The 10,851-nt window shown below is 65.8% G+C and carries 11 protein-coding genes and 1 pseudogene; 3 read left to right on the plus strand and 9 right to left on the minus strand.

The annotated features are described in order from the left end of the window. Together AAC023_RS11625 and hutC are read left to right on the plus strand one after the other, a co-directional pair. A pseudogene (locus tag AAC023_RS11625) lies at positions 1-369 on the plus strand (formimidoylglutamate deiminase); the annotation flags it as partial. Further along, positions 366-1,106 (plus strand): histidine utilization repressor, encoded by a 741-nt coding sequence (hutC, locus tag AAC023_RS11630; protein WP_339741350.1) that lies wholly within the window; start codon positions 366-368, stop codon positions 1,104-1,106. The pseudogene AAC023_RS11625 and the gene hutC, both read left to right, overlap by 4 nt. Here hutC and AAC023_RS11635 read toward each other — a convergent pair. Both AAC023_RS11635 and AAC023_RS11640 read right to left on the minus strand, forming a co-directional pair. Further along, positions 1,103-2,059, minus strand: coding sequence for a hypothetical protein (locus tag AAC023_RS11635; RefSeq protein WP_339741352.1), 957 nt, complete (start codon positions 2,057-2,059; stop codon positions 1,103-1,105). The genes hutC and AAC023_RS11635 overlap by 4 nt on opposite strands. Next, positions 2,052-2,648 carry a hypothetical protein gene (locus AAC023_RS11640; protein WP_339741353.1) on the minus strand — a complete coding sequence of 199 codons (597 nt, stop codon included), beginning with the start codon at positions 2,646-2,648 and terminating at the stop codon, positions 2,052-2,054. Before AAC023_RS11640 ends, AAC023_RS11635 begins: the two co-directional genes overlap by 8 nt. Positions 2,649-2,764: 116 nt before the next feature. Between AAC023_RS11640 and AAC023_RS11645 the strand changes: the two genes are divergently transcribed. Beyond that, a complete protein-coding gene (locus AAC023_RS11645; RefSeq protein WP_339741354.1) occupies positions 2,765-4,327 on the plus strand; it encodes an MFS transporter in 1,563 nt (520 codons plus the stop codon). A gap of 7 nt (positions 4,328-4,334) precedes the next feature. On the opposite strand, the gene AAC023_RS11650 is transcribed toward AAC023_RS11645, so the two are convergent. The 7 genes from AAC023_RS11650 to hisB all read right to left on the minus strand — a co-directional run. Next, positions 4,335-5,537 carry a serine hydrolase gene (locus tag AAC023_RS11650; RefSeq protein ID WP_339741355.1) on the minus strand — a complete coding sequence of 401 codons (1,203 nt, stop codon included), beginning with the start codon at positions 5,535-5,537 and terminating at the stop codon, positions 4,335-4,337. A 28-nt stretch (positions 5,538-5,565) separates the two neighbouring features. After that, a complete protein-coding gene (locus AAC023_RS11655; RefSeq protein WP_339741356.1) occupies positions 5,566-7,569 on the minus strand; it encodes a TonB-dependent receptor in 2,004 nt (667 codons plus the stop codon). Positions 7,570-7,600: 31 nt separating this feature from the next. Next, the gene (hisIE, locus tag AAC023_RS11660) at positions 7,601-8,221 is read right to left on the minus strand and encodes a bifunctional phosphoribosyl-AMP cyclohydrolase/phosphoribosyl-ATP diphosphatase HisIE (RefSeq protein WP_339741357.1); all 621 of its coding nucleotides are present in this window, start codon (positions 8,219-8,221) and stop codon (positions 7,601-7,603) included. Then, positions 8,218-8,985 (minus strand): imidazole glycerol phosphate synthase subunit HisF, encoded by a 768-nt coding sequence (hisF, locus tag AAC023_RS11665; RefSeq protein WP_339741358.1) that lies wholly within the window; start codon positions 8,983-8,985, stop codon positions 8,218-8,220. The genes hisIE and hisF overlap by 4 nt, the downstream gene beginning before the upstream one ends. Next, on the minus strand, positions 8,967-9,701 hold the full coding sequence (gene hisA / locus AAC023_RS11670; protein WP_339741360.1) for a 1-(5-phosphoribosyl)-5-[(5-phosphoribosylamino)methylideneamino]imidazole-4-carboxamide isomerase: 735 nt from the start codon (positions 9,699-9,701) through the stop codon (positions 8,967-8,969). Before hisA ends, hisF begins: the two co-directional genes overlap by 19 nt. Next, entirely contained in the window at positions 9,698-10,297 is a 600-nt protein-coding gene (gene hisH, locus AAC023_RS11675; RefSeq protein ID WP_339741361.1) for an imidazole glycerol phosphate synthase subunit HisH, read from the minus strand. The genes hisA and hisH overlap by 4 nt, the downstream gene beginning before the upstream one ends. Next, positions 10,294-10,851 (minus strand): imidazoleglycerol-phosphate dehydratase HisB (gene hisB, locus AAC023_RS11680; protein ID WP_339741362.1); only part of this gene is annotated, 558 nt, incomplete at its 5' end. The genes hisH and hisB, both read right to left, overlap by 4 nt.

A 10,851-nucleotide genomic window follows, 5' to 3' on the forward strand; every position in this document is an offset into this window, starting at 1 on the left:
GAATATGGTCAGCGGCTGCAGGCGCAGCGGCGCAATGTGCTCGCCCGGCCAGGCGGCAGCACCGGCCGGCGCCTGTTCGATGCGGCGCTGGCGGGCAGCAATCAGGCGCTGCGACAGCCCTCGGGCCGGATCGAAACCGGACAGCGCGCCGATTTCGTGGTCCTCGATGACCAGCACCCGACCCTGGTCGGCCGCAGTGAGGATGCCCGGCTCGACAGCTGGCTGTTCTGCGGCGACAGCCGTCTGGTGCGCGAGGTTTATGTTGGCGGCCAGTGTGTCGTACGCGAGGGCCGTGCCCTCACCCGCGACCGCATCGAAAAAGCCTACCGGGTCGCCATGCTGGATATCCGCCGGGCAATCGATCAATGAATGACTGGGCCGGCGATCTGAGCCTGGATGGCACGGGTCCGGTCTATGACCAGATCCGGCGCGCAATCCTGACGAATATTCGCTCCGGCGTCTGGCCACCGCGCCACCGCATTCCGGCCGAGGCCGAGCTCGCCCGCCATTTCGGCACCGCCCGCATGACCGTCAATCGCGCCTTGCGTGAGCTGACCGAGGACGGGCTGATCGTGCGCCGCCGCCGCGCCGGCAGTTTCGTCGCCCAACCGCCCTCGCCTTCGGCGATGCTGGAGATTGTCGACATGTCGACGGCGATACCCGCGCGCGGCCAGGATTATGGCTATCAATGCCTGACCAATGAGCGCGTCGCCGCCAGTCCCGAACGCGCCGCCCGCCTGCGCGTCAAACCCGGCGCGCCGCTGCAGCATCTGGTCTGCCGCCATACCGCCGATGGCGATGTCGTCGAACTTGAGGAGCGCTGGATCAATCTGGCGCTGCTGCCGGAAGCCGCCGACCAGGACTTCACCGCCACGGCGCCCGGTGCCTGGCTGCTCGCCGCCGCGCCCTGGACGGCCGCCGAACACACCGTCTCGGCCATCAATGCCGATGCCCGGCTCGCCGCCCGGCTCGATATTGATACCGGCGATGCCTGCCTGGTGCTGGAACGGCGGACCTTCCAGGGCGATGCCGTCGTCACCCTCGCCCGCCTGACCCATCCAGGCGACCGGCATGTCATGACCGAACGCTTCGCGCCGGCCGGCTAGAGGTTCCGTTCGTCACCGTCCCGGAAGCGCTGCAGGCAATCGAGCACGATCGCGACGGTCTCTTCCCATTGCGGCCGGCCGCCATGGTGCGCGCTACCGAAATAACCGTGCGAACCGGTGTGGGTGACCCCGGCCAGCGGGATGCGGCGGAGCCGCCCGGAGCGACGCGCCATTGCCCATTCCGAACCCGCAGCCATGCCCCACCGCGCCGGAAAGGCGATCGCGCCGGCGGCCTCGACCCGGTCGGCGCTGCCGGCGATATGGTCGATGCGGGCCAGGCGGTTGAGCCCCGGCGTCGAGGCGATGACACCGCCGATCGAGATCAACTGGATCGGGCCGTCGAAAATATCGGCCAGCTCGTCGGCCGCGCCGGCCGCCATTTGCGCGCCGCCGCTGAGCCCGATCAATGTCAGGTGGGCATCGCGTGACGGCTGCCAGCCGGCCGCGCGCAGCCGGTCCTGGATCAGACCGGCCAGGGCGAGGTTGAAGACCGGGCCATAGCGCCGGTCGGCCGAAACCAGCACCTGGAAGAAGTTGCGCGCATTGACCAGATTGGCCAGCAGCGGCCGGCGCTGATCGGGCGGCGCCGCAGCAAGGGCGCGCCAGAGCCAGCTGAACAGGCGCGGGCCATGCAGAAGCGGAATGCCCGAGGCGGCGTAGGGAAAGACGGTATCGACCACAACGGCATCCGGTGCGCCTTCGCGCAGGGCGTCGAGAAAACGCTGCTCCCGCCGCGAATTGGAGGTGCCGCTGATGCGATCAATGCCGCCGAGATAAACGATGAAATCACGCGGGGCACCGTCCGGAATATCATTCGGGGCTTCCGGGGGCTCGCGTTCGAGAGCGGGCTGGCGCGCCCACCAGCGCAAGGTCTCCAGCGGCGCCAGCGTGCCGGCCAGGACGAAGGCGACCAGGCTGGTCAGCAAAAGCCAGACGAGCGCGTCCTCAAGCATGCCCGCCTCCCGGCGTCACCAGACGCAAACGCCGCAGCAGCGGCTCGCTGAGGCGGCCGCCATAATGGCGCACGGCGGCACTGACCAGCCAGCCGGCACCGGCGCAGGCGATGACCAGGCCCAGCGGCCCGCCAATCACGACCCAGAAACCCCAGCCAATACAGACAAAGGTCCAGCCATCGAGGGCACGGTCGAGCAATTCGCCATAATAGGGCGCCACCGTCAGCACGCTCAGCAGGCGCGGCGCATAACCCAGGGCGATGGTCCCGGCGAGGACGGTTTCGGACACGGGTTGGGTGCCGGCCAGACCGAGCAGGAAATGCGCGCTAATGCCCCAGACCACAACGCCGAGCAGATAGACCAGACCTGTCAGGCCGAGGCTGGCGAGCATGCGCCAGCGTCCGACTTTCTGCGCCGCGAGCACATAGGCCTTGCCGAGCATTTCCGAGGCACCGGCAATCAACGGTACGACCAGGGCGGCCAGGGCGATGCGCGGTTCGGCCGCCAGTGTCTCAAACCCGGTGCGCTGCATCAATGCGGCGTCCAGAGCGAGCGAGAGGGCGTGCGCCATGTCATTGAAAATCGTCATGATCCGGTTCAGTCCCGCGGCGCGCCCAGCCTGATCCAACGATAATTCGCCGGCGCGGGCAATTCGACAGACCGCCGCGCCTGCCAATTCGAGTGCGCCGCCCAGCACTTGATGATATGCGGCATTTCCCCGTTCGCGAAGCCGACAGCGCCAAGGACCCGCCGATGTTTCCGACATCGCAGCTCACCGATGCAGACCGCGATGCCGGTCTGAAATGGTATGTGCGCAATGGCATGTTCTTCAAGATCATGGAAACGCTGTCGATCGGCGTATTCCTCACCGCTTATGCGCTGAGCCTGGGTGCCTCCAATCTGGTCATCGGGGTGCTCGCCGCCATTCCCTCCCTGACCCAGCTGGCGCAATTGCCGGCGGTCTATCTGGTCGAGCGCATTGCCAGCCGGCGCCTGGTCGCGGTGTCGCTGACCCTGGCCAGCCGCCTTCTCCTGCTCGGCGCTGCAGCCGCCGCCCTGCTGCAACCGGGTCCGATGGCTCTCCTCTTGCTCGTGATCGCATTCGCGATCCGCTATATCTTCGGCGCCATTGCCGGTTGCGCCTGGAATAGCTGGGTGCGCGATTTCCTGCCGCCGGAACGCCGCGGCGTATTCTCGGCCCAGCGCCTGACCTGGATGACGATCATGGCCGCCATGGCGGCCCTGGCCGGCGGCGTCTTCGTCGACAACTGGCCCGGCCTCACCGGCCTGCCCCAGATCTACGCCTATTCGGCCCTGCTGGTGATCGCGACCTTCAGCGGTGTGCTGGAAACCATCGCCATGGCGCAAATTCCCGAACCGACACCGCTGCCGCTCGAACACGGTCCGGAACAGAAAACCGGCCTGTTCTCGCCGCTGAAGGAAAAGAATTTCCGCCGCCTGGTGACCTTCCTCTTCTCGTGGAATTTCGCCAGCAATCTGGCGGCCCCCTTCTTTGCCGTGCAGATGCTGCGCCAGCTCGGGCTCGACCTGACAACGGTGATGATGCTCACCGCGCTCAGCCAGGGCGCCAATGCACTGGTGACCGGCACATTTGGCAGTCTCGCGGACCGCTATTCCAACAAGCGCGTGCTGCAATTTGCAGCCCCGCTCTTCATCGCCTGTATCTTCGCCTGGACGTTCACCAGCCTGCCGGACCGGCATTATTTCACAATGCCTCTGCTGGTCGGGATCCATATCCTGACCGGTGTCGCCACCGCGGGCGTGACCCTGGCCTCGGGCAATATGGCCAATGCGCTCTCGCCGACCAATGGCGCGACACGCCATCTCGCCCTGTGCGCCGCCTTCACCGCGATCGCAGCCGGTACAGCACCGATCATCGGCGGTCTCTACGCCGATGTACTGGCCAATTACCAGTTCTCGCTGACCGTGAACTGGAGCGCGCCGGATGGTGAGACCATCATCCCCGCCTTCGACGTGACGCGCTGGGACTTCTACTTCCTCGCCGCCACCCTGATCGGGCTGTGGTCACTGACCCGGCTCGACCAGATCGAGGAACCCTCGGCCGGCGGACAGGTGCGGATGCGCCAGGAATTGATGATGGGCGTCTGGCGCGGCGTGCAGACCGCCTCGTCCATCGCCGGCCTGAAAGCCGTCAGCGACCTGCCCATCGCCCTGATCACCGAACGCCTCTCGCGCCAGAAAAAGACGCGCCCCGGCAAGGCCAAGGCCGGGCCGCCGGAGGCGTAGCTTCCCCCTACTCCGCCACCGCCGCCATCAGCCGCTCGATAAAGCCATTGCGCTGCGCGCTATCGATCCAGCGCACCACGGCGACGATATCGTGTTCGGGGTCGATATAGATCATGTTGGCGCCGGCCCCGAGATAGGCGAAACTGCCCGATGGCGCTGACGGCACGGAGATCGCCGCGCCTTCAACGTCGGGGCGGTTGAGGAAGAAATTCATATAGCCGTAGGACGGCGCGACATCGGTGGGGGTGAGCGAGCGCTCATACCAGGCATCCGAGAGCAATTGCCTGCCGTCCCAATTGCCGCGATTGAGGCCGAGCAGGCCGAAACGCGCCTGGTCATAGACGGACAACATCATGCCGCCGCCCCAATGGCCGCCGCCGGAAACCGACCAGTATAATTCCTCGCCCTCCTCCAGCTCGACCCAGCTATTCTTGTAGCCCTGCCACTCCCATGTCCCCGATGAGCCGATCGGGGTCATGATGCGCTCGTCGAGCACCTGCGCCAGCGGCTCGCGCCAGACATGCAGGGCCGCCAGGGCGAGCGCATTGACGCGGACATCATTATATTCCCACGCCGCACCGGGCACGGGCGGTCCGGCGATCAGATCGCTGGCGGGATTGTCGCGCGATGGACGATCGGCCCAGTCCGGCTTGCCCCACAGCGTGCCCGACCAGCCCGAGGTCTGGCGCAGCATCTGGTCCCAGGTGATTGGCGTATTGTGCTCGGTGTGGAAGAGCGGGTCGGCGACCAGCTCGGACACCGGCGCCGCGACATCCTCGATCAGTCCGTCATCGACGGCGAGGCCGACGACATGGCTGAGAAAGCTCTTGGAGACCGAAAACGTCATGTCGACGCGCTCGAGATCGCCCCATTCGGCGACGATATAGCCATGGCGGATAATGATGCCGGCCGGTGCGCCGCGCGGCCGCAATTCACCGATCGGGCTGGAATGCGGCTCATAGGCCCAGGTCAGCGGCACCATGACTTCCAGATTGCGCGCATCAATCCCCTCGCCCCAGGCCTCAGGCGCGCGGGTCTCATGGGCGATGGCGAAATCGATGGCGGTTTGCAGCGCCCCGGCATCAAAACCCAGCGAGGCCGGCTCGCGGCGTTCCCACCCGGCATCGCCGGCAGCGGGAAAATAGTCCTGTGCCTGACCCAGGCCCGTCAGGCTCAGCGAGGCCAGACCGGCCAGCATTAAGTGTCTCATATAACCCTCCCCAGGCGCCGGCAGCGGTTCAGCCGATAACGCGAATACCGATAGTGATAGCGCGTGGCTCGCCGGGAAAATAGCGTTCATTGCCAAAGGCAAAGTCGGCGCGCTCGGCATAGCGCTCGTCGAGCAGGTTTCGCACCGCCGTGAAAACCTCGATCCGCCCGGTCGGCGCATAGCGCAGCCGCAGGGCCAGCAGGTCGTGCCCGTCATAGCGGTGGGCATTGGCCGCGTCGGTGTAATAGGCGCCAGTATGGCTCCATTGCAGCTCGCCCGACCAGGCCGCATGAGGCTGCCAGAGCAGGCGCGCATCCCACAGCCAGCGCGGCGCCGTGTCGATATCGGCCCCTTTGCGGATCACCTCGCTGGCCGTGCCGACGGGCCGGTCGAAATCATAACTGTGGCGGGCCCATGTCCCGGCGAGATTGACCCGCCAGGCCGGCGCGAGGCGATAGTCGAGCTCGGCCTCAACGCCGTGATGACGCGTGCGTCCGTCGGTGACATTGAAACCGTCGACGTCGCGAAAGAAGACATGGCGTTTGGCCATCGAGAAGGCAGTCAGCTCCAGCCCGCCATCATCACCGAGGCTCTGGCGATAGCCCGCCTCAACGCTGTCGAGTGTTTCCGGCTCGATCCCGTCAATCCCCTGGCCCGCCTGCAGCCGGTAAAGCTCGGTCGTCTGCGGCGCACGCGCACCGCGGGCGACACGGCCGAACAGCGAACGGTCGGCATCAAGACGCCAGATCGCACCGGCATGCGGGGTCAGCGTCTCAAAGCTGTCACTGCGATCGCCCAGGCGCAGAAATCGGCCGACCGTGTCGGCGGCGAGATGATTGTCGTAGGCAAAGCGGGTCTGCTCGGCGCGCAAACCCGCCTGGAGGGCGAGGTGTTCACCCATCTGCCAACGGCCCTGGGCATAGAGGGCTACAACGCGGGCATCGACGTCGAAATCATAGTGATCGCCCTGCACGAAGGAGAAAATGGTCGGCCGCGACTGGGTCTCGCGCAGATAACCGCTCGTCTGCTCGTAATCGCTGCCGATGGTGATGCGGCCACCGGCGAAATCGCGCGCTGCCGAGGCGAGCAGGCCGAGACTGGTATGGCCGCTTTCCTCCAGCGCGTGGGAGGGCAGGAAATGCATCAGCAAATCCATCTCATTGCCGCGCCCATAGGGCGTCAGCGACCAGGACCAGCCCGCCCCCCATTCCCCGTCCAGCCGCAGCGCCAGACGCACAGCGACAGCATCGCGAAAGGCTTCCGGATTGGCATTGGCGCGCGACAGGGTGCGGTCTTCATAGGCCGAAGTTCCGGTGACATAGCCGGCCGTTTCCTGGTTCAGCGTCACCATGCCGGCGCTCCATCGCCAGCGAACATCGCCGGCCATCCCGTCCGCCCGCGCCAGCATGCCGACCCGATCAAGGCGCGCATCCTCGCGCCAGCCGTCCTCATGCTGAGCCTCCACGGCCAGCAGCGCACTGCCGGCATCGCCCGGCCGTGCCAGCACGCCCGAGGCGCGCGCGCGCCCGAATGAGCCCAGCTCGAGCTCCGCGCGCGAAGATGTGAGGGCAGGATCGGGGGTGAGTATATTGACCAGGCCGTGCAGCGCATTGGAGCCATAGAGCGCCGAGCCGGGGCCGCGCACCACTTCTACCCCGCCGGCCACACCCGTCAGCGCCTCGAACAGCCCGTTTACATTGGCAAAACCGGCCGCACGCAGAGGCACGCCGTCTTCCAGATAGAGAAAGGAGCCCGCCCCCGCACCGCCGGTCAGGACGGGCGAGCGGATGGCGGTGAGATGTTCGGCGCCATTGCCGCGATTGATATTGACGCCTGCCGTCCGGTTGAGGAGTTCGGAGACATGCTGGGCCCCGACCAGCTCGATCGCCGCCGCCTCGATCACGGCAACCGGGATAATCGCGGCGTCACGCGCCTCGCCACGCCGGTCGGCCGTGACTGTGATGACGTCCTGGCCCCAAGCGGAGGCTCCGCTGAGCCAGACCGCGCCGGTCAGAAGAAGGCCCGCCCACACCGCAGCTCTGGCCCGTGAGCCCGGCATGGCGCTATTGCGCCGCGCGGACCGCGTGACGCTTGCGCAGCACGGCGACGACATCCTCAAGGCTCAGATCGCGCGATTCCAGCAGAACCAGCAGATGGAAGATCAGGTCGGCAGATTCCTCGGCCACTGCGGCCCGGCTTTCCGAGACGGCAGCCAGGGCGACTTCAACGCCCTCCTCGCCGACCTTCTGGGCCGGACGTTTTGGTGCCCGCGCCATCAGCGAACCGACATAAGAGCCCTTGGGCTTGTCTTTCTTGCGCTTCTTGATGATCGCACGCAGATGCGCCAGGAAACCAAGGCCCGGACCGGGATCGTCACCGAAACAGCTGACCGTGCCGTTATGGCAGGCCGCGCCCTTCGGCTTGACCTCGACCAGGAGCGTGTCCTGATCACAATCCAGCGCGATATTGACCAGTTTGAAACTGAGTCCCGAAGTCTCGCCTTTCTTCCAGAGAGATTGGCGTGAGCGGCTGAAAAAATGGACTTTTCCGGTCTCCTGGGTCAGTTGCAGGGCTTCCGCATTCATATAGCCGAGCATCAGGACCTGGCGGGTCGCCGCATCCTGGATAATGGCGGGAACCAGCCCGTCACCCTTGGCCCAGTCCAGGGAATTCGTATCGATCATGTCCTTACCCTGATACCCGCTTGGTCGAGACAGGCTTTCAATTCGCCGATCCCGAAGACCTGTTTGTGAAACACGCTGGCAGCCAGCGCGCCGTCGACATTGGCGGCATTGAAGACGGATTTGAAGTCTTCTTTGCTGCCCGCACCGCCTGAAGCAATCAAAGGTGTGGAACACACGGCCCGCGCCGCTGCAAGCTGTTCAATATCATAGCCCTCGCGCACCCCGTCCTGATCCATGCAATTGAGCACGACCTCGCCGGCACCGCGTTCGACACCTTCAGCAATCCAGTCGAGCGTCAGGCGTTGCGAAATCTGTGTCTTGTCGGGATCGCCGGTATATTGGTGAACCTGCCACTGACCGTTGATCCGGCGGCTATCAACGCCCAGCACGACGCATTGGCAGCCAAACTCCGCCGCCAGCGCATCGATCAGGCCGGGCTTTTCCAGCGCCGGTGAATTGACCGAGATCTTGTCGGCTCCGGCGAACAGGCGCGCCCGCGCATCATCGACCGTGCGAATCCCGCCAGCGACGCAGAAGGGAATATCCAGCTCGCGCGCCACGGCTGTGACCCAGGCCGGCTCGACGGTTCGGCCGCGCGTGCTGGCTGCGATATCGTAAAAGACCAGCTCATCAGCGCCCTCTTGCGCATAGCGCCGCGCCAGATCGACAATGCCGCCGACATCCTCGTGATCGCGAAAGCGCACGCCCTTCACGACGCGGCCATCGCGCACATCAAGGCAGGGAATTATCCGTCTTGCGAGCATGCCAGCGCCTCTTTCAGCGTGAAAATGCCCTCATAGAGCGCCTTGCCGGTGATCGCCCCGGCGAGGCCAAGCTTGCGCACCGCCGCCAGATCGGCCAGCGATGAGACACCGCCCGACGCCTGCCAGTCCACAGCTGGATGGCGTTCGAGCAGGTCGGCATAGAGCGCCAGATTGGGACCGGACAGATCGCCATCGCGGCTGATATCGGTGACCAGGGCGTGTTTGAGCCCCGAGCCGTCATAGCTGGCGATAACTTCGGGCAGTGTCGTCATCATCATGTCGGTCCAGCCCTGCAGCGCCGGACGGTAACTGCCACCGAGACGTTTGACGTCCAGCGCCAGGGTGATCCGGTCTGCGCCATAAGTCTCGATCCAGTCGCGCACCAATGGCGCATTGGTGACCGCAAGACTGCCGATGATGACGCGTTCGACGCCGATCGCCAGCAGGCTCTCGATATCCTCCGCCGCCCGCACGCCGCCGCCGGTCTGAACCCGAAGGCCGGTCTGGCAGATTTCGCGGATCGTTTCGGTCTGACGCCGGGCACCGTCGCGGGCACCGGCGAGATCGACGACATGCACCCAGCTCGCCCCGGCCTCACCAAAGCTCTGCGCAACAGCGACCGGATCATCGCCATAATCGGTGACGGCGTCGAAGGCGCCCTTGTGCAGGCGCACGACACGGCCCTCGAGCAGATCGATGGCGGGATAGAGGATCATGACGCGGCTCCGGCGAAATTCATCAGGATACGGGCCCCGGCAGCGCCGGAGCGTTCGGGGTGGAATTGACAGCCGGCAACATGGCCCCTGCGCACCAGCGCCGAGACCGGCGTGCCGTAATCGCAGATGGCCCGTGTCGCCGGGCCCGGCGGGGCGTAATAGCCGTGCACGAAATAGGCATGGCTGCCCGGTGAGATCCCGGCCAGAAGCGGCTCGACGGGATCGAGGGCTTCCAACTCGTTCCAGCCCATATGCGGCCAGACGAGACCTTCGGCACGCGGCAGGCGGACGATCTCGCCAGCGATCAGACCGAGAGCATCGGTATCGCCCTCTTCGGAGCGGTCGAACAGGAGCTGCATGCCCAGGCAGATGCCGAGCAGGGGCCGGTCATCGCCGCGCAGCAGATCGGTCCAGCCGCGATCGGTCAGGCGCGCCATGGCCGGTGCCGCCGAACCGACGCCGGGCAGAATGAGACGGTCGCAATCGCCGAGTTCGCGCGGTTTTTCCGCCGCGACATGGTCGAGCCCCGCCCGTTCCAGCGCGAAGCGCACCGAGGCGAGATTGGCGCAGCCGGTATCGATGACACCGATCCTCATTCGAGGAATTCCTTGGTCGATGGCAGGCGTTCGCTCTCGATGCGCACGGCCTGGCGTAGCGCCCGGCCAAAGGCCTTGAAGGAGCCCTCGACCATGTGGTGGGCATTCTCGCCCTCGACGCGGACATGGATCGCCGCCTTCATCGATTCAGCGAGCGAGCGGAAGGCGTGCGGCACCATTTCGACCGGGAATTCGCCGACGCGCTCGCCCGGGATCTCGCCCTCGAATTTGGCGAAGGGCCGGCCCGACAGATCGATCCAGACCCCGGCCCGGGTCTCGTCCATCGGCAGTTCAAAGCCGAAACGGGCAATGCCGCGCTTGTCGCCGAGGGCTTCGTGCAGGGCCTCGCCGAGCGTCAGGCAGACATCCTCGATCGTGTGGTGGGCATCGATCTCGAGATCGCCGGTGGCGTCGATATTGACGGCGATGCCGGCATGGCGGGCGATCTGGTCGAGCATGTGATCGAAATAGCCGATCCCGGTCGCAATCTGGCTCGGCCCGTCGCGGTCGAGATCGACGACAACGGTGATATCGGTCTCCTTGGTCTTGCGGCG

The organism is uncultured Maricaulis sp. (genome assembly GCF_963976135.1).
Lineage (GTDB): Bacteria > Pseudomonadota > Alphaproteobacteria > Caulobacterales > Maricaulaceae > Maricaulis.